Below are 22,201 nucleotides of genomic sequence, written 5' to 3'. Positions count from 1 at the left end.
TTATAGTTATTAACCAAACATTTATTACTTAATAAGTATAACTATATTTCATGGCTAAACCAGAACAAATTCTGATAGAGCATCATCTTTCATCAGAGGAATTGCTTAAACATATTAAGTCGTTAGAGAAAGACACAAGAGTGCTACAACGTTTGTATTTTGTTAAACACCGTTATGAAGGTGCTTCAGTTGATGAAGCAGCTAAACTTGTAGGGATATCAAAACCCGTTGCATATCAATGGCAAGAACGGTGGAATCAAGATGGATATGAAGGATTGAAGCCCCGGTTTTCAGGAGGTTGCCCTTCCAAACTCACTGATTATCAAAAAGAAAAACTAAAGGCCATGCTACATGAAAGAGATGATTGGTCTACAAAAGAAGTCCAAGAACTCATTTATAATGAGTTTAAAGTTCAATACACCATTAAGCAAATATTAGTAATCTTGAAAAAGTTTGGCATGCATCATGCCAAACCTTATACACATGATTATCGAAGACCAGAAGATGCAGAAGACCGTTTAAAAAAAACTTACCGTTAATCGATGATGGTTGCGTTATCGGCTTTCTTGATGAATCATCTCCCCAAACAACATCAAATACAGTTCGTTTATGGTCTTTCAATAAACCTGTTATCTTCAAAAACACAACCCGGATAAAAGCAAATTCATTCGGGTTTTATGCACTGAATGGTAATTCTGTTATTGATTTCAAGGAACATTCAACTAAAGAGGATGTATGTTCGTTTCTATCAGCTGTCAAAAACAGTAACATGGGAAAGAGAATTGTAATCATTCTCGACAATTTCAGATCACATCGAGCAAAAGATACATTGGATTATGCACAGGCAAATGATATCGAATTGGTCTATTTACCTCCATATTCACCAGACTTGAATCCAATAGAATTCATCTGGAAGAGCGTCAAAAGAATAATTTCCTGTCATTTTGTGAAAGATCTTGCCCATATGAAAAATCTGATTGCTGAGACGTTTATTAGTTGTTCATCAAAGATTAGCTTCGCAAGAAAATGGATTGAAACGTTTCTGAAAAATAAGTTAAAAATGTTAAGTTAACAACTATATATGGAGTTTATAACGTAATATTATTTTATTTATTAGGACATAATATGTAGATAATTCTCAATATTATCATTAGCAGACCTAATTACTCATTAATGCTACTGAACTTTCTTTCAGCACAAAAAGGATACAAGGTAACTTATTGGAAGGCAGCTTTCGGAATAGTTTATATTCATATAAAGCAAATAGGTAAGAGGGGTTGTAATGAGGTGTTCTTTACTTGACACTATATTCCTTTCAGAGAAAAGGAAGGACCTTTTGCTGTTTTTAAAGGAAGGTGGGAAAACTAAAGAAGAGATAAGAGAGAATTTTGATTTTCCATGGAAATCCATGATTCCCCAGATCAAGAAACTGCTTGAGTGGAATCTTTTGACCTATGAGAACGATATCTATTCCCTTACTCCGACAGGAGAGGCTATTGTCGAGAACATGCAAAACCTTCTGATGAGCCTCAATGTGCATGAGGAGAAGCTTGAGTATTGGTCTGACCACGACCTAAGCCCCATACCCAGGGAACTGCTTTACAGAATAGGGGAACTGGAACAATCCGAGGTTCTTGAGCCAAACATCCCAAGTATATTCGAGCAACAGGACGAGATACTCAAAAGAATAAGCGGCTCCAGCAGAATATCAGCATTCATCTCTGTTTATCATCCCTCCTACTTTTTGCCTTTTTCCAGTTATCTGGAAAAAGGAATCAAAGTAAGTGTAATAATGACCGAACAGGTGTATGATATCCTGAAGGATGACATGATCAGGGATAGTGGGGATCTACCCAGCGAGAATCCTTTGTCCCTGTCTATGAGGAAAGATTATGAAAAGGAGATAGAGGCTCTTTTTAAGAACGGCAGCTCGCACATTTTTATATATAGAGAGGATATCAGGCCAGTGAGTATCATAGTCACTGACAGGCTACTCTCCCTATCCCTCATGGACAGAAATGGCAGATACACAAATCGTATTATTGTCAGTTCCAGGCCAAGAGCCTTGCAATGGGGAGAGGAACTTTTTCAATACTATATGGACAGGTCGGAGGGTCTGGACAAGCAAAGCCTTGCAAAAAAATATCTGGCGGTATAAGAACATGACAGTAAGTATGAACAAAGCCGGATGAAGCTGAAAAAAAAGGTCCTTTAAAAGCAAACGGGTTTTTGAAGCACCTGCAAGAGGTGCTTCAGTGGTCAGTACACATCATCTGAAAATTCGGTTGGTTGAGGTTGTCAAGACGTGTACAAATAGTAGTTATACCTGATGAAATAAAAACAAACCTGTCTCTACCTTCTGTTTAGTATAGGAATGAACTAACAGTAAAGGATTTGCAAAAGCAATTGGTATTTCCTCAAACCTCTTACGCCAATAATAAAAACTGCCTTATAAAGGACGCATTCTGTTGTGTTTACCTGAAGGGATACATTAAATATATACCCGCCAAGTATTGTTTATTTGAGGCAAGAACAGTTGAAAAGGAGGAGTGAATTATAATAAAAGGCATTCTTTTTGATATGGATAACACCCTTTTTGATTTCGTCCATGCCAAGATCTTTGCCTGCACATCCATCGTGGAGCATCTGGGAAAAGGTGATGCTCATGAGCTATTCAACTATTTCCGCCGGGAGATACACGGATTTGAGAACGTGAAGAACATCAGCGATTACCTGAGAGATAACAGCTGCTTCTCACAGGATATCTTCCTTGACTGCTGCAGGATATATGAGGAAGAGAAGGTCAGGTCAGTTGAGCTGTACCCAGGTGTAAAGAACACTCTTCTGGAACTTAGATCGAAGAATATCCTGCTTGGCCTCCTTACAGATGCAGAAATGCGTAATGCAAGAGCAAGGCTGGAAAAAGTTGGGCTTTATCCACTCTTTGACTCTCTCTTCACCTACGACATAACCGGCTGGAAGAAGCCTTCCCACAAGACATTTGTACATGCATTGGACTCGATGGGGTTAAAGCCTCATGAGACACTTTTTGTAGGCGATAGTTTAAGACGCGATATCGCACCCTCCAAGCAGCTTGGGATGATGGCAGCCTATGCAGTTTATGGGGACAGGAACTCCGATCGGGATAGGGCACCCATCAAGGAAAAGCCGGACCATATACTCAACAGCTTCAGCGACCTGCTAAGGGTTGTAATGGACGGTAAGGAATGAAAACAGAGTATGATGTCATTGTTGTAGGAGCAGGACCTGTGGGTTCCACTGCAGCCAGGTATGCTGCCCAGCATGGAGCAAGAGTGCTGATGATAGAGGATCACGCATCTATCGGATCACCGGTGGGCTGCACAGGACTTCTGAGCAAACGGGCACTGGAAGAGTGTGGTGTGAGACCTGCGGAAAACTTTGTGTTGAACAAGGTTCGCGGTGCTCTCGTGCACTCGATGGACGGCGCCTGCCTTCCCATAGATGGCAAAGAGACAAAGGCCTATGTGGTTTCAAGAAAGATATTTGACCGCACCCTCGCGTCCATGGCACTCGAAGCCGGGGCTGATATCTCGATGAACACCCAGGCAGTTGGCCTTGAAAATAAGGGAGATAGCCAGCTCCTGTCAGTAATAAGGAATGGAGTTAACCTGCAGCTGGAAACGAAAGTTGTCATTGGTGCCGATGGTGTACGCAGTGGCATCGCAAGGATGGCAGGACTTGGGCAGGTAAGAAAAATCCTCCCGGGCATACAGATAGAAGCTACCTACCGAAGTGCTGACCCGGATTTTGTGGAACTGTTCGTCGGCTCGCAGGCCCCTGGTTTCTTTGGTTGGGTTGTCCCTGTGAACGAGGAAATAGCCCGCATTGGATTGGCCATAGATTGCGAAAACTCCGAATGTGCCCTGGACTACCTTGAAAGACTTCTGAAAAATAACACTCATGTGGCTTCCAGGTACGGTGGAGGCAAGCTTGACTTTGTGATTGGGGGCATACCTATAGGCCCCTTGAGCAAAACCTATGCCAAAGGAGTACTTATTGCAGGCGATGCAGCCGGGCAAATCAAACCCACATCAGGCGGCGGCATATATACAGGTGCAGTCTGTGCAAAGATAGCTGGGGAGGTGGCAGCAGCAGCAGCGCTGGAGAACGATACATCAGCGGACAGGCTTGCAGAATACGACCGGAGATGGAGGACAAAACTGGGACGGGAACTTGCCATAGGAATGAAGATCCATGAGTTCCTGGGCGGGCTCGAAGATAAAGAGATGAATGACCTGCTTGCCTCGATGAACAAGCCTTCGATGCTCGAAACCATTACTGCCTACGGGGACATGGACCACCCATCCATACTGATCAAAAAAATGCTGAACCCTGCCAACTCCAGACATCTTTTAGGAGTATTCAGGGCTTTTGCGAAGGCTGTGCTCTGACAGCTCTGAACGTCCTCTTCAGTAAATGCTCACACATTTTACACTATCCAGGTCCAGTAGCTCCTCAACAATGCTTCCGGGGACCTTTGCATCGGTGATTATTGTCAGGCGGGGTTCCGCTGTGAAAAAGGGATCATCTGAGACCGCTTGCCTGATGCTTATCTTATGGCGCGCGATAACTGTTGACACATCAGCTATTATTCCGGTATGAGCTGCATCATCAGGTGTTATTATAATGACGCCCAGGCCAAGGAGAGGAGCAACTTCGCGCAGGAGAGGAATGGATTTTACATTCTGGAATATATTCCTCAGGAGATCATCACCCAGTATGACCTCGGTAGTTGAATCAACAACGCGCCTGTCAACACCTGCCTCTTTTGCGAGCTGGGTGTGAGCTATCTCTATTTTGCCGGAAGTAACTTTGCCTTCATTGTTAACCTGGAAGCCGCGCTCGAACATGAGTCTGAGGACCTTCTGTTGCGCAGGGTGTTTTTCGAACTTTTTGAGCAGTAGACTCCACATAACTATCCTGTTACCACCTTAAATTATAAAGATATAAGGTTAGTCCACCTATATAAGAATGTAAACCTGGCAGTAGCCGGATGAAAGAAAAGCATTTTAAGGATTAAGTTGTCTATTAGAACAGACTGGTTATTGAATAACGCACGTTTACCCGGAGTTAAAACAGTCGTTACTCAGGCCAAAAACAATCCTGCCGTTTCTAGAGAAAGTCGCTTATTCCGGGAACTAAGAAACTTGCTCTATGAAGGAGGAACATAATGAAGATATACAGGGACTACGATGACCTTCCAAAGATAAAACTGCCACATGGGCAGGAAGTCTCTATCAGTGACAGTACGATACGCGATGGTGCCCAGATGCCGGGCATAGTTATTAGAAGCCAACACAAGGTAAAGATATATGAATATCTGCACAGGATTGGCATTGAAAAACTGGAAACATTCGTCTATAATGAGAGAGACAGGAAAGCCATAAAACTCATGCAGGACCTGGGATATGAATTCCCGGAAATTACAGGGTGGGCCCGTGCAAATCCTGCAGATATAGACATGGTCCTTGATGTTGACGGTATTGAGGAAACAGGTATCCTCATGTCTGTATCCGACCCACATATCTTTGACAAGATGGGCCTTAAGAGCCGTGAGGCTGCGGAAGATAAATACCTGAATGCTCTTCAGTATGCTGTTGACCACGGTCTCAGGACCAGGGCGCATATTGAGGATATGACACGTGCCGATAACTATAATTTCGTGTTCCCGCTTGTTAAAAAGATAATGGACATCGACTCCGACTGTACCATACGTATATGTGATACCATTGGATTCGGTGTGCCCTTTGAAGGTGTGGATGAGCCTTACGGCCTGCCATCCATTATCAAGCACCTGAAAAATGAGCTGAATGTAAAGAACATTGAAACTCACTGCCATGATGATTTCGGGCTGGCGGTTCCTAATTCCCTTGCAGGATACTGGCACGGAGCCAACTGGTCCAACGTCACTTTCCTTGGTATCGGGGAAAGGGCAGGCAATGCAGAGATGGAGAAGCTCCTGCTCTTTTTGATGAGGCGTATCGAAGGCTTTGATAAGTACAATCTGGAGTGCCTTGTGGAGTTTGGCAAGTTCATGGAGAAGGAGATAGGCATCCGCGTTCCCAGGAATAAGTCCGTTGTCGGGAACAATGTGTTCGCTCACGAGTCAGGCATCCATACTGCCGGAGTAATAAAGAATCCTTTCACCTATGAGCCCTTCCCGCCTGAGATTGTAGGAGGGAAGAGAACATTCCTTATAGGCGATTCATCGGGCATCGAGGTTCTCAGGTACAAAGTCCAGGAAGCCCTCAATGAACTGATGAATGTGCAGATAGAAGTACAAAAGAACGATAAGCGCCTCCGGGAAATACAGGCGGAGATCCAGAAACTCTATAACGATGATAAAAGGGTTTCCTGTATTTCCGATGAAGAGATCCTTGCGTACGTCAAAAAATACTTCATGTTCAATCCGATGGTAAGCAAGGAGATGCACCGGCAGGATGATGAGAACGCCGAGAACGAATGCGATGCTGATGAGTCCTCCTTGGACCAGAAACGCAAGATGCATGACATGATCGACTGAGATTATTTTTCGGCTGCTGTCGAGAGATGGCAGTTGAGAACTATTTTTTGATTATTGTCCTTTTTGTAGTTGTTTTCCGACATATCTGCTTTTAAACGGAGTGTGCCGGTGGAAAATAAATACCGAATAATCATGCAAGTGAATAAGATTTAATACATTCACGAATCATTTTTTGGTATGAAACTCATCACTTGGAATTGTTGCAGAGCTTTCAAAAAGAAGTATATTCATCTTCTTCGCTATGATCCGGATTTATTGATTATACCTGAATGTGAGAAAAGTGATGAAAGTGACACAAAATTCTATCATCAGGATATATGGGTCGGGAACAATGGTAACAAAGGCTTGGGAGTATTCAGTTTTAATGACATTGGCATAAAAATACACGACTCATATAGGGATGATTTTAGGTATATTGTTCCTATCGAAATCATTAATCCGAAGAGTCAAAGAAAAGTAAACCTCATTGCCATCTGGTCACAAAACAACAAAGAAGACCTCAACAGACGATATATTGGGGAGGTTTGGGGTGCATTGGATTACTATAAGGACATACTTAAATCTCCGGTAATAATTGCAGGAGACTTCAACTGGAATATCAGAATGGACAATGACTACGATGCTCCATTAAACGGTACATTTGCAGACGTACGTGATTTACTAGAACGATATAACATTCATAGCATGTATCATACATACAACAATCTAGACTTTGGTGATGAAAAAGACCCTACGTTCTTTCTCACATTCAATGAACAGAAACCATATCATACAGACTATATGTTTGCATCAGCAGAAATAATCAAAAATATGAAATCATTCTCCGTTGGCAAATATGCTGACTGGCGCCCCCTCAAGAGTGACCATATGCCGCTCATGGCAGAACTTGGAGACATTTAAGATAATCTCACTCTCTACTCATTACAAACCAAAAAGAAAAGATTAAGCAAAAGATAGAGATGAAATCACTTCATCTCTGCTTCAACATACCTGACAATGACGTCAGTCATCTCGCTCATCTTGGCACTGCCGCCCAGATCGTAAGTAAGGTATTTGCCTTCTGTGATTACCTTCTCGGTGGCGCTGAAAATTGTCTTTGCCTGCTCCTTCTCACCCAGATAGTCAAGCATCCATGCACCTGCAAGGATAGTGGCAACGGGGTTGACCTTGTCCTGACCTGCGTACTTTGGTACGGAACCATGAACAGGTTCGTTGAGAGCAGGATCTTGTTGTTGAAGATCTGCGGGTTCTTGATGAGCTGCTGGGCGATGTTGTCAATGTGGTATTCCCATACCTCGATTTCATGATAGAAGACGTATCTGTCTTCCCAACCCAAGCAGAGGCGGAAGCTTTAGCTCCCTAATCACATTGCTTATTTAGATAGTGACTACTCCCTCCACTGAACAGGCTGTCCGACAATTACTAACAGTAATAGGTTATTTCCTTTTTTTCCAATTTAAAGGCTTTATAGACCTTCATTTTCTCTGTTTTTTCGATGAAATTGAATTGTTGGACAGCCTGTGAAGTGGAGGGCATCTAAGCTTTTTGTGCTACAGACTGTAGTCCCAGTCTGAGTATATTAATAGCCGCGTTCTGATCTCTGTCCTGAACAAGACTACAGAAAGGACATTTGTGTGTTCGTTCTGACAGGTCTTTTCTGACTATCTGACCACAACCAGAACACATCTGAGAGGTGTTTCCGGGGTTGACAAGTTCAACATGCTTACCGGCCCATTCTGCCTTGTAAGTAGTGATATTTATCAACTTATTCCAGGAAACATCTGCAATGTGCTTTGCAAGACAATGATTTCTGAGCATTCCTTTGATGTTCAAATCCTCGAAGACTATCAGGTCATATGCCCTGACAAGTTCCAAACTCACTTTGTGCACGAAATCTTGTCGCTTATTCGCGATTCTTTCATGAATATGCTCAACGATCCTGAGTGCTTTCTTCCATTCAGGTGAACCTTTGACAGCTTTAGATAGTTTTCTTTGTGCTTTTGCCAGAGTATTTTCTTCAGTAACAAAGAATCGGGGATTTGGGATATCCTGACCATTGGAAAGAGTGAGGAAACTTTTAATACCTACGTCCACTCCAACAGATTGTCCTGTTAATGGTATTGTTTGCTGAACATCAGTATCAACAAGGAAAGATACAAACCATTTCCCTGTACATGTTCTTCGAATAGTAAGTCTCTTGATATCTCCGACAATGGGCCTGTGCAGTTTTACCTTAATCGCACCTATCTTTGACAACCAGAGTTTATTATCCTGCAGTTGAAAACCAGATTGAGTATAAGTGATACTGTCGTATCTGTTCTTACCCTTGAACCTTGGATAACCTGGATTCTCTCCATCATTGCATCGTCTGAAAAATGCCTGAAAAGCAAGGTCTACTCGCTTGACAACATCCTGTAACACCTGTGAGTGTACATTCTTAAGTTCGGGTTTGATCACTTTCCAGCCAGGGAGCATCTTCTTGGACTCATAGTATCCAATGTTCTCTTGCTCGAACTCCCATGCGTTCTTCCTTAATGCCAGTGTTTCATTGTATGTCCATCTGCAAAGCTCAAGTGTGTCAGCAAGAACAATTATTTGTGCTTTTGTGGGATAAATACGATAACGAAACACTTTGTTCAAAAATATCTCTCAATTATCAAACGTGGCACATATATTTTAACGCTTCTATGGAAAGTTGGCGGGCTGTATCCCACCTTTGAAAAGGAGGGGATTAGCCCTTTCTTCTTCCTAAAAAGCCCTGGCCGAAACCGGGGCTTTCCTTTTGTGTCAACAATAAAATTAAATAGAATCGATAATCCCATTCAAAGTCGCACTAGGTCTCATGGCCTGAGATTTCAACTCCTCATATGGAGCGTAGTATCCTTTGATGTCCATAGCTTTGCCCTGAGCTTCTAACAACTCATTGGCAATCTTCTCTTCATTTTCCATCAGAGCTTTAGCTACAGGTTCAAAAATCGCTTTTAAATGGCTATCTTTCTCCTGATCAGCCAGAGCCTGAGCCCAATACATTGCCAGATAAAAATGAGATCCTCTGGTATCAATCTCATTCACTTTTCGGGAAGGTGATTTTCTGTTTTCCAGAACCAGCTCTGTCGCTTTATCCAACGTTTCTGCTAAAACCAGAGCTTTAGGATTATCAAAAATGTTGCCCAGATGCTCCAGAGAAGCAGTTAAGGCCAGGAATTCTCCAAGAGAGTCCCAACGCAGGTGACCTTCCGATTCAAATTGCTGTGCATGTTTGGGTGCCGAACCGCCGGCACCTGTCTCGAAAAGTCCACCGCCATTCATTAGGGGAACGATTGATAGCATTTTCGCACTGGTTCCCAATTCCAAAATGGGAAAGAGGTCTGTCAGATAATCTCTCAAAACATTTCCAGTCACAGAGATTGTATCTTTGCCCTCTTTAATCCTCTCCAATGAAAACTTGGTCGCTTCAACGGGAGCTTTGATCAATAGTTCCAGGCCACTAATATCATAATCTTTCAAGTATTTGTTCACTTTTTTAATGAGCTGTAAGTCGTGAGCTCTTTTCTCATCGAGCCAGAAGACTGCAGGATTGCCTGTCGCTTTGGCTCGTTTAACGGCCAGCTTGATCCAGTCCTGAACGGGTGCGTCTTTCACCTGACACATGCGGAAGATATCTCCTTCCTCTACCGGCTGTTCAATGAGTACATTATTGTTGTCATCGATAACTTGAACTTTTCCTGTACCAGTCATCTCAAAGGTCTTGTCATGTGAGCCATATTCTTCAGCTTTTTGCGCCATAAGCCCCACATTGGAAACGCTTCCCATTTTTGATGGATCAAAGGAACCGTGTTTTTGACAGAACTCAATAGTTTCCTGATACACTCCCGAATAAGAGCGGTCTGGAATTATGGCTTTCATATCTTTCAGTTTCCCGTCAGGTCCCCACATGCCGCCTGATGAGCGGATTGCTGCAGGCATGGAAGCGTCGACGATAACATCGCTGGGAACATGGAGATTGGTAATTCCCTTATCGGAGTTAACCATAGCCAATGCCGGTCTCTTGGCATACACAGCTTCTATATCTGCTTTGATTTCAGCCTGTTTGTCTTCAGGCAGATTCTGGATTTTTGTATAGAGATCTCCCAGTCCGTGGTTGGGATCTACACCCAATTCTGAAAACAGATCACCATATTTATCAAATATCTCTTTAAAGAAGACCTTAACCACATGACCGAAGATAATAGGGTCGGAAACTTTCATCATTGTCGATTTCAAATGAACGGAGAATAAGACATCTTTAGCTTTGGCATCTTCTATCTGTTCAGCCAGAAATGCCTGAAGAGCTTTTTTGTTCATAACAGCTGCATCAATGATTTCTCCGGTCTGAAGAGGGGCTTTGTCTTTTAATAGTGTTTTATTACCAGCGTCATCTGTAAAGAGAATTCTGAAATTGGTAGCCTCTTCAATTTCAACAGATTTCTCACTGCCATAAAAATCTCCGCTGGTCATGCTGGCTACATGGGATTTGGAATCGGACTTCCATTCTCCCATGGAATGGGGATGTTTTTTCACATGATTTTTTACAGCTTTAGGAGCTCTGCGGTCAGAATTCCCTTCTCTCAATACAGGGTTAACAGCACTGCCTTTGACAATATCGAATTTCGCTTTGATAGCCTTTTCTTCATCATTAGAAGGATCTTCGGGGTAATCGGGCAGATTATATCCCTGAGCCTGGAGTTCTGCGACTGCCGCTTTGATCTGGGGAACTGAAGCGCTGATATTGGGTAGTTTGATAATGTTGGCTTCCGGAGTTAAGACCATCTCTCCCAATTCGGAAAGGGCATCGGAAATCTTCTGGTCCTCTGTCAGTCTTTCGGGAAACTGGGCAATGATTCTTCCCGCCAGGGAGATATCTCTCGTTTCCATAGTGATTCCGGCGTTTTTCACATAAGCCTGTACAATAGGCAGGAGCGAACTGGTTGCCAAAGCCGGAGCTTCATCGGTTTTCGTATAAATGATTGTCAATTTCTGTGCCATGTTAATCCTTTTCTCTGTAAATTAATATTGCTCAAAATCAATACCTTTTTTAACAAATTGTAATTTGACAGACAAGGTCAGGGCCGACTCCATCGCTCTTGATCACTGCTGCTGATCCTGTCATATTTCAACCTTCTGATAATTTAATATTATAAAATGCAAGCTAAGTACAAATTGCTTTATTGACGACAGCATCATATATATGTCATACCCAGAACTGAAATGTGATTCATCTCTTAATCCCGTTCATAAAATTCGAATTCAGTTTTCTCTAGAAATTCTGCAAATTCTTACTTTGTACTCAACAATTTCAATGACCAAAATTTTCTTTTTTTGGCAATATTTTTTTGTAGAATTATCAGAAACACAAGGAGCAGAGAACAAAATGTTTTACTAACCGGAAGCCATGAATAGCTTAAACCAGCCCGAAGGGTCCGGCGAAGCCGGTACGGTCCGAAAAGATGAAGAAACAATCGGGTGCTTTCAGTTATTTTTCTGCAGACTATGATTATAGTATCTTACTGAACAGTAAGCTATTGATCAGTAAGTAAACATGGTTTGTATTTTGAGTATTCTTAACCCCGTCAGACTGCATCCTAATGCATGGGTAATAGTCGTTGCTGCCATTGTGTTTTGATCAGGATAGCTTCAGTTATTATCCCTGATCAAACCAGTTTTCTTCGCAAGGTCAACCAACCTAAGAAGTGTCACAGCAATAACAAAAGTAAATCCAATAAGTACAAGCACCAGAACAACACCCTTCTCAAATGACACATCAGTATAGAACAGCATAAAAGAAGCAATGGCTACAATTATCAACTGACCCAGTAAAGAAAGCAGACTAAGCCATACCTATCTCCTTGTCAAAAAGGGCTTCATGTTCATAGACAGGTATTGATGTCCTACCCATTTATAGATATATATTATTAATAGGTAAGACATATTTATTTAAGGATGGTATATGAAACTAAATGATCTGAAAGGTGAACCTGTTGCTATTGAATAGATGCTAACAATAGATCCAAAGCCAAAACCAGATGAAGAAAATTACACAGATATTATCTCTAAAATTGAAAAAGGGCAAATATAACAAAACAATCCCCTTCCTTGCGTTTCAGGTCCGCCTCATGAAACGGTTCTATTATTGTACATTGTTTCCGGAATTGGACGAAAGGGTGTCCATTCAATTAAGGATTCAATTTCTGCAAGAAGGTATCTAACAGATTAGAGACGTTTATATTTGTCATAGAGGACAAAGTCAGTTAAAACGTCCATGAGTATTAATTAATTTGACTATTATTTATATTTTAATATATAGTGCATGGTTAATCGAAGTCCTCCTCATAAATAACTTCAAAGCATCACTAACTTTTTATGTATGTACTTCATCAGTTGAAGAGAGGAAAACAATATCATGGACGTTAGAAAGTACTTTCTCTTCGCGATACTAATCTTAATTCCATTTACGACAATAGGAAGTGCAGATGTTACCGATGGTATCATATATTTAGTAACAGACCAAATGATATACGATCCCGGTGAGACCATTAATATAAATGCAAGTTGCAAAGACAATAATAGGAATTATTTTGAATGTAATTTTGAAATCGAGCATACGTATCCCGACGGTACAACCGAAATTCTCCCAAAGACAAAAACCGGAACCGGTTGTTTTTATTCAAGCTTAACTGCGGTTGAAAATGGAACTCACCATATAGCTATCATAACTGAGGAAGATACGGATCAAATCTATGAAGATGAGGAGTTTTTCATAGTAGGAAGAAGATCCAGCCCTGATATAAAAATGGCATATTTCTCAAGCAACAGCAATTTAATTGCACTTCTGATAACAAATGAAAAAGAAATGCCTATTGATGGAGCCCGCGTTCTTCTTAATGAGAATACAGACTTCACCGATGAAAAAGGATATGCTGTATTTTATGAAGAAGAAAAAGAAGATCTGCGGTTTAAAATTTCAAAACCCGGTTATGCCTCGTGTTTCGGAGAACTTTGGGACTTGACTGATGACTCAACAGCACCCGAAATACAGATAACAAGTCTTCAGGAAAACGAAGTTTACAGGGATACAAAAATAACTTTGGCCGGGAGTATGAATGACAATGTTCAGCTTAGAAGTGCATATTTCATAGTTAACGATGGAACCATGAAATCCATGACCTTCAATGAAGATGGAAGCTTTGAAATTCCAGTTAAAAACTATGCTTTTGATTATGGGGAGAATACTATAGAGGTAATTGCATATGATTTGTGTGGAAATGCCGCTTCCAAAGAGATTACATTCCGCTTTGAACCGGAAATGACTGAAGATACATGGTTATTCTGGACTAAAAGGGGGCTAACTTCCATACTTGATTTTCTGCTATAATCCTGACCAGCTATTCAGTTACAAGAGGAAAATCATGACCAAACAATCCATCCCACTTGACAAAGGCCATCAAACCAGCTACCAGACCTCGATAAAGCAATAAACATCTCGCTTTCTCGTATCGATAATTTATGTGGTGCAAGCAGAGCATACATATTTCTGTTCGATGAGAAAGATGAGTACATGTCGAACACCCATGAATGGTGCGCAGCCGATGTGAGCCCCGAGATAGATAACCTCAAAGGACTTCCATGCGATCTCTATTCCTGGTGGATGCAGAAGAACCGTGTCTTTTTAGATAGAACACGATCATAGATGGAAGCATGACACAAAGTTTCCCTATTACCGATGAACACATGCACATAGACCTCCGCGCAAAGGGCCTCAAAGCGGTCAAAGAATTCCAGAACGCAGGAGGAACGCATATTTTCCTGGTCATGAAGCCAAGCTGGACCCTTGGTATCAGGGTCACAAGACCCGAAGACCATATAGCTGTCTTTGAGGAAACAGTCGATATCACAAAGCAGATAAACGAGACAGGGGTAACGTCATTCCCTGTGCTGGGAGTCCATCCTGCAGAGATCACAAAACTCACAGAATACATGGAACTTGAAAAAGCCGTGGAGACCATGAAGGGAGGTCTGGACATTGCCGCCGGTTATGTGGAAAAGGGGCTGGCCGTGGGACTCAAAAGCGGAAGACCACACTACCCTGTAAGTCCTGAGGTATGGGATGCCTCCAATGAGGTCATGGAGCATGCCTTCACACTGGCTGCAGACCTGGACTGTGCCGTGCAGTTACATACGGAAAGCGTAGGAGAGCCGGAACTAATCGATATCACCGAGCGTGCGAAAAAGACAGGAATAAAACTGCACAGGGTTGTCAAACACTACGCTCCGCCTCTGGTCAGCGTGTGTGAGAAACTAGGGATATTCCCCGGGGTGCTTGCAGGGAAGGGTGCCATTGAAGAAGCCTTGCAGCAGGGAACAAGGTTCATGATGGAAACAGACTACATCGATGACCCGGAGAGGCCGGGAGCTGTGCTGGGGCCAAAAACCATCCCGAAAAGGACACTCAAACTTGCAGAGCAGTATGGTGAGGATATGTTCTGGAAGATCCACAAGGAGAACCCTGAAAAGGTCTATAGTGTGGACATAGAGATCTGAGAAATAACAAGATCAAATATCCGCTCTTACGAGCAGGACGTATATGTCCATTACATTAGTTCCCGTAGGACCTGTGATAAAAAGGTCCTCTGTTTCCTTGAAGAACTGGTACGAATTATTATGTTGTAGCATAACCCTCGCTTCCATGTGCACATCCCGTCCTTTATCAACAGTATCCCCATCTGCAAAAGCACCCGCTGCGTCTGTTGGGCCGTCATTCCCATCTGTCGCTGCGGCCAGGAGCAGCATGTTTTCCAGTCCCTCGACCTCCAGAGCAAAAGAAAGAGCCAGCTCCTGGCATCTTCCGCCTTTACCCCTGCCCTTGATAGTTACAGTAGGCTCCCCGCCTGCAAGGATACACACCGGCAAAGGTAACGGTATTGCCTTTGACCTTTCCTCCTTTGCGATGGATGCGATCACCTTTGCAACCTCCTTTGCCTCACCAGCAAGTGAGGATGTCAGCAACAGCGTGTTATAGCCAAGTTCATTTGCTTTTTTTGTGGCTTCCATAAGTGCAAGGAAGTTATTGCCTACCAGATAGTTATAGCATTTCTCAAATATGAGCCCGTCCAGCTTGGGAGTGTCTTCTATAACACCTTCAAGACCGTCTTCCAGCAAACCCTGGACCGCCGGGGAAAGATGCAGGCCATATCTGAGCACTATTTCCTGGAAATCATCAAATGTTGACCTGTCGGGCACAGTCGGACCTGAGGCTATGACATCCAGAGGGTCGCCCACCACATCCGAAAGAATGAGGCTCACGGATTCGGAAGGGTATGCAATCTTTGCAAGCCCCCCGCCCTTTACAGCAGAAAGATGTTTTCGTACAGTGTTTACTTCATCGATGGTGGCTCCGACGCGAAGGAGCTTATCCGTGAGATTAACGATATCTGCAAGTGCAATGCCTTTGCGGGGAAGGGTCATAAGCGCCGAGCCGCCGCCTGAGATTAAAAAGAATATAAGGTCTTTCGGACCGGTCTTCTCAAGGAAATCACGTATTTTCTTTGCCGCGAGAACTCCGTTGTCGTCAGGTATAGGATGGCCTGCTTCCATCACTTTTATCTTTTTAAGGGAACCTGCAAAACCATACTTGGTTATAGCGTAGCCTTCGGTGATTTCGTCACCCAGTATATCCTCAAGCGCAGCAGACATGGAGGTAGAAGCTTTCCCAAAAGCTACTGTGTAAATATGATCATATAATGAGATGTCATAAGATCTGCTTCCGATGTGTAAAATGTCGCCTTTCCTCTGCACGGACCGCTGAACACATGCGTATGGATTCACAGCAGCGATAGCCTGTGATACAATTCCCATGGCATCTGATCTTAAATTGCTTTGCATTAACGAATCCTCTTGAAATAATAGTACGATAAACCTTTAAGCTCTGCCATATTTACCTGTCATCTGTCCCTGTGCGAGGATATGACCCTGCATTAGCTCCTCGACCTGCTCTATCCCTGACCCGCCTGGCAGATCAAGTTCCTTATCAAGTGCAAATACCTTAAAATGATATCGGTGTGTCCCTGCAGATGGACACGGGCCTCCGTATATAGCCTGTCCGAAGCTATTCTTTCCTGTTATTCCTGGAATGCTGTTCTCATTTATCTGCGATCCCGGCGGTATGTTCCATACCAACCAGTGAGTGAAACTGCCTGAAGGAGAATCGGGGTCATCCACTAGTAAAACCAGACTTTCTGTTCCCTCTGGTATATTTTCAACTTCAAGAGAAGGATTGACATTCTCGCCGTCACATGTATAGCGTATAGGTATCAGCCCACCGTTCTCAAAAGCACTGCTTGAGATCATCATACTGTCTTCCCCAGGGCCTTTATACAGCTCATTATCCGAACCGGCAGTATCAGCCTGTGGTCCGGTATCATTGCTCCCCATGCATCCGGTCACCATTATGAAAAACAATGGTATCAACAGGAATACCAGAAGCGTTTTTGAAAGCTTATCCACACCCTACCACCTGTGCCCGGTTTACTACGAGCTGCTTATTTATCCCCATTTATAAATGAACAACTGTCTATTTATGGTTTTGGTAATTAAAAGAGATAATGGCTTTCCTGACACCTTTCTGCAGTAAAGGCAAATGAAAGTCCTTATCCTTCTTCAGGTATGATCACCCATGCAATAAGGTAGACCAGCAGGCCTGACCCAAAACCCATTAAAGTTGCAGCGGCCACAATCAACCTTATGACTACAGGGTCAACACCGAGGTACTCCCCGACACCGCTGCATACGCCTGCGATCATCCTGTCATGTTTGGGCCTTCTTAACAGTTTAACCATAAGATCACAAATGAAAATGACTCATCCTTACTTAAGCATTAATTAAGCCTGCTCGAAATCACCTGATCATAACTGGCATCTTTGGCAGTTAGAGTTCTCACATTCGATATTCTCGAATTTCCATTTGAGCCCCCATTTCTTGATGTCCTGCAGGACAAAAAGGAATTCCTCTCCGCTCTCAGTAAGCGAGTACTCGCATTTGACGGGGAATACCGAATTATCAACACACTTCTCTACAAGGCCATTCTCCTCCAGTTCTTTCAGCCTTGCCGAAAGGGTCTTGGGGGTGACATCCTGCAATTGGTTCTTGAGCTCATTAAACCGCTTGTGCTTGCTTTCACCTTTGTATAACTCATGCATGATGCACAGGGACCATTTTTTCCCAACCATATCAACTGTCTTGTAGATGGTACAGTCTTTCATAGTATCCAATAGGAAACTACAGGATATATATGTCCCTATCCTAATATAGCAGTAGTCCATAATTAATTTTGGATGAGGAGTGAATTATATGTCAAAAGACCTACTTGAAAAAGGAGCTATCCTCCAGAGAGACCAGGAAACGTACGCTATCGCGCCACATATACCCGGTGGAATTGTTTCAGCTCAGCAGCTTCGCAAGATTGCAGATGTTGCAGAGAAGTATAACGCTGCAACATTGAAAGTAACTTCATCCCAGAGAGTTGCTATTGTAGGGTTGAAAGAAGAGGATCTCGATAATGCATGGGAAGAACTTGGAATAAAACCAGGTGCAGCCATCGGATTATGTGTAAGGAGCATCAAGATATGCCCTGGTACGACATTCTGTAAGCGCGGACAGCAGGACGCTGTCGGTCTCGGACTGAAACTTGATGAATTATATCACGGAATGCCACTTCCATCCAAATTCAAGATGGCTGTTTCCGGATGTGCGAACTCATGCTCTGAACCTGCCATAAAGGATATCGGAGTCATGGGTACCCCTAAGGGATACACTGTCATGGTTGGAGGAAATGCAGCCATCAAGCCAAGACTTGCTGATGTTATCGCAGATGAACTGACAGAGGATGAAGTACTCAAGCTTGTTGACAAGATCATCAGCTTCTGCAAGACCAACGGTTCAAAGCACCGCCTGGGCAGAGCCATCGATGAGATGGGCATTGATAGTTTCAAGAAAGAGATCGGCTTATAAGTCATAAGCATTTTCCGGGGAAAATTACCCTTCTCCTTCTTTTATTTAATGTATCAAACTTCTTAAAAGCGGAGCTGATGTTATCGTAGATATTGAACCTGCGACAAAGATAGCAGTAATAAGATGCAATATCGTATCAGATACATGTCCGGGCGTGGGTTGCCTCAAGGCTTTCAACAGGCGCACGGTGCATTTCAGCAATTACAGCCAGAATGTCGAGATGATAGCAGTCTTTACGTGCGGCGGATGTTCCGGGCGCAGGGTCCACAGGCTGGTAAAATCCCTCCTGAAACATGGAGTGGATGTCATCCATCTAAGTTCCTGCATGCAGATGGATAATTACCCTGTATGTCCTCATATCGAAGAGATAAAAAGGACTATTACCAATGCAAATATAAAACTGGTTGCGGGAACACATCATTAAGATGTCCGGGGGAATTTAACATGGCTAAAAGATCAATAGTTAAAATCGATGAGGAGAAATGCACAGGATGCGGAAAATGCATATCACCATGTGCCGAGGGAGCAATAGAGCTTGTCAATGGCAAGGCAAAGGTGGTTTCTGATGATCTCTGCGATGGAATGGGGTTTTGTATAGGACTATGCCCTGTTGGAGCAATTACCATAGAGCAGAGGCATACCTTGGAATTCAATCCTGAAAAAGCCCATGCACAACCTAAGAAGACCGATACATCCATCCAGTGCTTCAGTTGCGGCTGCGGAGAGGAAAAAGCGTATCTTATGCCTGCCAGACACAAGATGGAAAGCATATGGGTATGCACACGATGCCTTCCAAAGCTGATACATGGATAAAGTAATATGCCGGTCAAAATAGAATTAACAGCCAGTGCAGACTACCTGCTGGACTATACTTTCAATTTTCACTGGCACAACAAGTCATTAGATCCTGATAGTTTAATTCCTTTCCAGAAAGATACCAAAGTGAGATATCGGGACCTTGTAATGGCACTGAAAAACGGAAAAGATGTTAAAATAACAGGAAATGTCGGCAGGAACTTCGCCTACAGTGCAGGAGTTGACGTGCAGCACCTGGGGGGGAGCGGCAATTTGGAAAGTGCAGGCCGGATATTTGTGGATGGGGATGTCGGACCTGAGGCTGCTATGGGAATGGTTGCAGGCACACTCTATGTATCGGGCAGTATCAGCGAGCCATTGGGAAATATCATCGAAGTCAGGTCAGATATTGAAAACTATCGAAAGTTCCGCTCTATAACCGACATCGTCTGCAACGGCCCTGGAAAGGACTTCCTTGTGTCAAACAGCTACAACCCAGATGAAAGGACACTTTTACTCAACGACGGCATCCTCAGGGGAACGATAGGAGCACGCTGCACCAGGCCCCTAACCATCCGCGTAGAAGGTGATGCGTACAATGGCACAGGTGTGCTCATGCGTGAAGGCATGGTCATTGTCAATGGTAATGCCGGCATGAATACCGGATCGCACCTTAATGGAGGAACGGTGGCTGTCCTTGGAAGCGTAGGTGAGTTTGCAGGCGCCTATATGAAATGCGGCATTCTTGCCTTTAAGGATGCTAAGGGCTACATCGGCGCAGGGATGACACGCGGCACCATATATTCCAGAAGCAGGGTGAAGACAAACCCACCTGTAGGGAAGGTAAGGATGGGGAGAGAAGACGCTGCACTAATGCACAAAATAATGGAAGCTGGCAGGATAGACGCTGCCCTGTACAACAAATATGAGCTTGAGCCTGAAAAGGAAAAATATATAGAAGTACGTATGCGCGACGGGTCCATAGTCCTGAGAAAAGCCGATTAATGCATACCTGCACCATGATCGCATTTTTTGAGGGCGACCCAGAACACGGAACCTTTGCCTTCCGGATTGTCGTTCACGCCAACAAACCCGTTATGCAGATCGATAATCCTTTTGACGATAGCAAGTCCAAGACCTGAACCCTTTATACCCTTCCTGTCGGCCCGTGTAAAACGCTCGAATATGCGTGATTTGTTCTCATCGATCACACCATCGCCATTATCGATGACATGGACCTTCCAGTAAGCTCCCGCATCGATGATCTCTACCTTTATCCTGCTTCCCTCAGGACTGTATTTGATAGCATTAGACATAAGGTTAGAGAATACCTCTTCTATGATCTCATTGACCCTGGAGGGATATTTACCAGGAGTTGCAAGCTCCAATGTGATGTTCTTCTCCATGAGGCCGTGATCAAAGCTCTCAGCCACATTCCTTATTACAGCTCCTAAATCCTTCTTACTCAGTTCCAGTTCATTAGAGGATTCAAGTTTTGCAAGCTTTGCGGCTGAGTCGATCATGGATATCAGCTTGTCGGTTTGCCGGTCGATAGTTTTAATGATCTTTATTTTCTCATCGTCCTCTTCTTTAAAGTATAACACATCGTTGAAACCTTTGATAGCTCCGGCCGGGTTCAGGAGATCATGCCGCATTATATCCGTAAAGAGGTCCTTGAGTTTGTTAGACCTTTCAAGTTCTGCCTTTTTTATCTTCTCTGTCGTAAGGCGGTCGTATGTGACTATCAGCACCAGCAGCATGAAGAAGAGAACCACCCAGTACCAGTGCTGCGCTATAGCCTCATCCAGGGAAACTCTGCCGTAGTTCTCATAAGGACCCAGGCGCAATTCCCTCATGAGATCATGCACTGGCGCATAATCAAGAGGGATAGTCCAGCCTGCATAATTACCTGACTGTGCCGCAATATTATCAGAGGGCATACTGAGCAACGCAATTGCTACCTCTTCTGAAAGGTCAAGGGATGTAGAACTCGCTTTTGAGAATGCCCATTCGGGATAGAGCTCAGTGCTGAGCAGGAAAGGAAAACCTTCCACATATTGCTGATTGATCACCTTGAATTCCGAAAGGTTTATCTTCCCTTCCGCTTCAAGCTGCTCCAGCACATCAGTTCTGATAACACCTGCATCGACACTCCCGCTCCTCACTGCATAGACTACGGCATCGTGTGTCTTTCCAAAAGATATGTGGCTGAAGTCTCTCCTATGATCAATACCACTCTGTTCCATGGTTCGCACAGCTATCCAGAACCCTCCAAATGAATGCTCATCCACTGCCATCAACGACTTGCCCTTAAGGTCACTGAGCTCATTGACATTAGTGTTATCAGATCTGGTAATGATAACCCCGCCATACTCTGTGTAGGCGTTACCATCCCAACGGTTCTTCAATGTAGCTATCCTGTTAATCCCGTAAGTGGATTCCAGTTCCACATACAGGAAGGGATCTGTCAGGACAAAATCGACTTCCTCATTGCTTACTGCATCAAATATCTCGTCATAATCCAAAGGCATTATCTCAAAATTACATTCCGGAACCTCATCGGAGAGGTATTCTGCCGTTTTGGCCAGCGTGTTCAGGGAATGGTCCGGACCTCTGTGGGAAAGTATCCCTATCACATAAACGTTTTCTTCACACGATGCAATTGGCAGGAAAAGAAGGCCAAAGAGCATCAGAAGCAAAGAAAACCGGGCGACTATTGGATGTAGCTTCATTACAGTATGCAACTCTTGTGGTGGTAAGAGACATGAGATTCTTACGCGTTACTATCAACTGGTAAAA

Annotated in this window: 20 protein-coding genes and 2 pseudogenes; 13 read left to right on the top strand and 9 right to left on the bottom strand. The window is 43.5% G+C overall.

Features of this window, described 5'->3' with window-relative positions:
• The first annotated feature begins 50 nt into the window (after positions 1-50).
• From Q8J68_RS02710 to Q8J68_RS02695, 4 genes and pseudogenes are all read left to right on the top strand, one after another.
• Positions 51-1,072 (top strand): annotated as a pseudogene (locus Q8J68_RS02710) (IS630 family transposase).
• Between the two features lie 210 nt (positions 1,073-1,282).
• Entirely contained in the window at positions 1,283-2,158 is an 876-nt protein-coding gene (locus Q8J68_RS02705) for a winged helix-turn-helix domain-containing protein (RefSeq protein WP_305310014.1), read from the top strand.
• Positions 2,159-2,553: 395 nt separating this feature from the next.
• Complete coding sequence (locus Q8J68_RS02700; protein WP_370867590.1) at positions 2,554-3,231, top strand: HAD family hydrolase; 678 nt, start codon at positions 2,554-2,556, stop codon at positions 3,229-3,231.
• Entirely contained in the window at positions 3,228-4,433 is a 1,206-nt protein-coding gene (locus tag Q8J68_RS02695) for an NAD(P)/FAD-dependent oxidoreductase (RefSeq protein ID WP_305310013.1), read from the top strand. Before Q8J68_RS02700 ends, Q8J68_RS02695 begins: the two co-directional genes overlap by 4 nt.
• Before the next feature lie 18 nt (positions 4,434-4,451).
• Here the strand turns inward: Q8J68_RS02695 and Q8J68_RS02690 are convergent, their stop codons facing one another.
• The gene (locus Q8J68_RS02690) at positions 4,452-4,955 is read right to left on the bottom strand and encodes an amino acid-binding protein (protein WP_305310012.1); all 504 of its coding nucleotides are present in this window, start codon (positions 4,953-4,955) and stop codon (positions 4,452-4,454) included.
• Between the two features lie 257 nt (positions 4,956-5,212).
• Here Q8J68_RS02690 and Q8J68_RS02685 point away from each other — a divergent pair, with 257 nt between their 5' ends.
• Positions 5,213-6,565, top strand: a complete 1,353-nt coding sequence (locus Q8J68_RS02685) for an isopropylmalate synthase (protein ID WP_305310011.1) — start codon at positions 5,213-5,215, stop codon at positions 6,563-6,565.
• Positions 6,566-6,742: 177 nt separating this feature from the next.
• Positions 6,743-7,465 (top strand): endonuclease/exonuclease/phosphatase family protein, encoded by a 723-nt coding sequence (locus Q8J68_RS02680; protein WP_305310010.1) that lies wholly within the window; start codon positions 6,743-6,745, stop codon positions 7,463-7,465.
• Positions 7,466-7,530: 65 nt separating this feature from the next.
• Here the strand turns inward: Q8J68_RS02680 and Q8J68_RS02675 are convergent.
• The 3 genes and pseudogenes from Q8J68_RS02675 to Q8J68_RS02665 all read right to left on the bottom strand — a co-directional run.
• Positions 7,531-7,874: pseudogene (locus tag Q8J68_RS02675) on the bottom strand (isocitrate/isopropylmalate family dehydrogenase); the annotation flags it as partial.
• Positions 7,875-8,101: 227 nt separating this feature from the next.
• Positions 8,102-9,196 (bottom strand): transposase, encoded by a 1,095-nt coding sequence (locus Q8J68_RS02670; protein WP_305310018.1) that lies wholly within the window; start codon positions 9,194-9,196, stop codon positions 8,102-8,104.
• Between the two features lie 168 nt (positions 9,197-9,364).
• Positions 9,365-11,590, bottom strand: a complete 2,226-nt coding sequence (locus Q8J68_RS02665; protein WP_305310009.1) for an NADP-dependent isocitrate dehydrogenase — start codon at positions 11,588-11,590, stop codon at positions 9,365-9,367.
• Positions 11,591-13,004: 1,414 nt separating this feature from the next.
• Between Q8J68_RS02665 and Q8J68_RS02660 the strand changes: the two genes are divergently transcribed.
• From Q8J68_RS02660 to Q8J68_RS02650, 3 genes are all read left to right on the top strand, one after another.
• Complete coding sequence (locus Q8J68_RS02660) at positions 13,005-13,976, top strand: hypothetical protein (RefSeq protein WP_305310008.1); 972 nt, start codon at positions 13,005-13,007, stop codon at positions 13,974-13,976.
• A gap of 183 nt (positions 13,977-14,159) precedes the next feature.
• Positions 14,160-14,291, top strand: a complete 132-nt coding sequence (locus tag Q8J68_RS02655) for a hypothetical protein (RefSeq protein ID WP_305310007.1) — start codon at positions 14,160-14,162, stop codon at positions 14,289-14,291.
• Between the two features lie 8 nt (positions 14,292-14,299).
• A complete protein-coding gene (locus Q8J68_RS02650; protein WP_305310006.1) occupies positions 14,300-15,142 on the top strand; it encodes a TatD family hydrolase in 843 nt (280 codons plus the stop codon).
• Between the two features lie 12 nt (positions 15,143-15,154).
• Here Q8J68_RS02650 and Q8J68_RS02645 read toward each other — a convergent pair whose 3' ends face one another.
• The 4 genes from Q8J68_RS02645 to Q8J68_RS02630 form a co-directional block, all read right to left on the bottom strand.
• Positions 15,155-16,483 carry a glycerate kinase gene (locus Q8J68_RS02645; protein WP_305310005.1) on the bottom strand — a complete coding sequence of 443 codons (1,329 nt, stop codon included), beginning with the start codon at positions 16,481-16,483 and terminating at the stop codon, positions 15,155-15,157.
• 36 nt (positions 16,484-16,519) lie between these two features.
• Positions 16,520-17,104 (bottom strand): YbhB/YbcL family Raf kinase inhibitor-like protein, encoded by a 585-nt coding sequence (locus tag Q8J68_RS02640; RefSeq protein WP_305310004.1) that lies wholly within the window; start codon positions 17,102-17,104, stop codon positions 16,520-16,522.
• A 143-nt stretch (positions 17,105-17,247) separates the two neighbouring features.
• Entirely contained in the window at positions 17,248-17,436 is a 189-nt protein-coding gene (locus Q8J68_RS02635) for a PspC domain-containing protein (protein ID WP_305310003.1), read from the bottom strand.
• A 66-nt stretch (positions 17,437-17,502) separates the two neighbouring features.
• Positions 17,503-17,859: a helix-turn-helix domain-containing protein gene (locus Q8J68_RS02630; protein WP_305310002.1), complete on the bottom strand. Its 357-nt coding sequence runs from the start codon at positions 17,857-17,859 to the stop codon at positions 17,503-17,505.
• Positions 17,860-17,947: 88 nt separating this feature from the next.
• Between Q8J68_RS02630 and Q8J68_RS02625 the strand changes: the two genes are divergently transcribed.
• Genes Q8J68_RS02625 through Q8J68_RS02610 form a run of 4 tightly spaced genes read left to right on the top strand, consistent with a single transcriptional unit; the run spans position 17,948 to position 20,407 of the window.
• Positions 17,948-18,607 (top strand): NAD(P)/FAD-dependent oxidoreductase, encoded by a 660-nt coding sequence (locus tag Q8J68_RS02625; protein ID WP_305310001.1) that lies wholly within the window; start codon positions 17,948-17,950, stop codon positions 18,605-18,607.
• A 52-nt stretch (positions 18,608-18,659) separates the two neighbouring features.
• Entirely contained in the window at positions 18,660-19,031 is a 372-nt protein-coding gene (locus Q8J68_RS02620; protein ID WP_370867589.1) for a CGGC domain-containing protein, read from the top strand.
• A gap of 20 nt (positions 19,032-19,051) precedes the next feature.
• Positions 19,052-19,420 (top strand): ATP-binding protein, encoded by a 369-nt coding sequence (locus Q8J68_RS02615; RefSeq protein WP_305310000.1) that lies wholly within the window; start codon positions 19,052-19,054, stop codon positions 19,418-19,420.
• Positions 19,421-19,426: 6 nt separating this feature from the next.
• Positions 19,427-20,407: a formylmethanofuran dehydrogenase gene (locus Q8J68_RS02610; protein ID WP_305309999.1), complete on the top strand. Its 981-nt coding sequence runs from the start codon at positions 19,427-19,429 to the stop codon at positions 20,405-20,407.
• Here the strand turns inward: Q8J68_RS02610 and Q8J68_RS02605 are convergent.
• Complete coding sequence (locus Q8J68_RS02605; RefSeq protein ID WP_305309998.1) at positions 20,404-22,134, bottom strand: sensor histidine kinase; 1,731 nt, start codon at positions 22,132-22,134, stop codon at positions 20,404-20,406. The genes Q8J68_RS02610 and Q8J68_RS02605 overlap by 4 nt on opposite strands.
• Positions 22,135-22,201: the final 67 nt, after the last annotated feature.

It is taken from the genome of Methanolobus sp. (genome assembly GCF_030682845.1).
Taxonomy (GTDB): Archaea; Halobacteriota; Methanosarcinia; order Methanosarcinales; family Methanosarcinaceae; genus Methanolobus.
Note: the sequence above shows the minus strand (reverse complement) of the source record. Positions and strands in the feature narration are given on the sequence as shown.

Bases quoted from the DNA above. Each gene is read 5' to 3' on its own strand.
- Q8J68_RS02615 (WP_305310000.1), top strand. From the start codon at position 19,052: ATGGCTAAAAGATCAATAGTTAAAATCGATGAGGAGAAATGCACAGGA.
- Q8J68_RS02630 (WP_305310002.1), bottom strand. From the start codon at position 17,859: ATGAAAGACTGTACCATCTACAAGACAGTTGATATGGTTGGGAAAAAA.
- Q8J68_RS02695 (WP_305310013.1), top strand. From the start codon at position 3,228: ATGAAAACAGAGTATGATGTCATTGTTGTAGGAGCAGGACCTGTGGGT.
- Q8J68_RS02605 (WP_305309998.1), bottom strand. From the start codon at position 22,134: ATGAAGCTACATCCAATAGTCGCCCGGTTTTCTTTGCTTCTGATGCTC.
- Q8J68_RS02705 (WP_305310014.1), top strand. From the start codon at position 1,283: ATGAGGTGTTCTTTACTTGACACTATATTCCTTTCAGAGAAAAGGAAG.
- Q8J68_RS02665 (WP_305310009.1), bottom strand. From the start codon at position 11,590: ATGGCACAGAAATTGACAATCATTTATACGAAAACCGATGAAGCTCCG.
- Q8J68_RS02680 (WP_305310010.1), top strand. From the start codon at position 6,743: ATGAAACTCATCACTTGGAATTGTTGCAGAGCTTTCAAAAAGAAGTAT.
- Q8J68_RS02650 (WP_305310006.1), top strand. From the start codon at position 14,300: ATGACACAAAGTTTCCCTATTACCGATGAACACATGCACATAGACCTC.
- Q8J68_RS02690 (WP_305310012.1), bottom strand. From the start codon at position 4,955: ATGTGGAGTCTACTGCTCAAAAAGTTCGAAAAACACCCTGCGCAACAG.
- Q8J68_RS02635 (WP_305310003.1), bottom strand. From the start codon at position 17,436: ATGGTTAAACTGTTAAGAAGGCCCAAACATGACAGGATGATCGCAGGC.
- Q8J68_RS02625 (WP_305310001.1), top strand. From the start codon at position 17,948: ATGTCAAAAGACCTACTTGAAAAAGGAGCTATCCTCCAGAGAGACCAG.
- Q8J68_RS02645 (WP_305310005.1), bottom strand. From the start codon at position 16,483: ATGCAAAGCAATTTAAGATCAGATGCCATGGGAATTGTATCACAGGCT.
- Q8J68_RS02655 (WP_305310007.1), top strand. From the start codon at position 14,160: ATGTCGAACACCCATGAATGGTGCGCAGCCGATGTGAGCCCCGAGATA.
- Q8J68_RS02685 (WP_305310011.1), top strand. From the start codon at position 5,213: ATGAAGATATACAGGGACTACGATGACCTTCCAAAGATAAAACTGCCA.
- Q8J68_RS02660 (WP_305310008.1), top strand. From the start codon at position 13,005: ATGGACGTTAGAAAGTACTTTCTCTTCGCGATACTAATCTTAATTCCA.
- Q8J68_RS02610 (WP_305309999.1), top strand. From the start codon at position 19,427: ATGCCGGTCAAAATAGAATTAACAGCCAGTGCAGACTACCTGCTGGAC.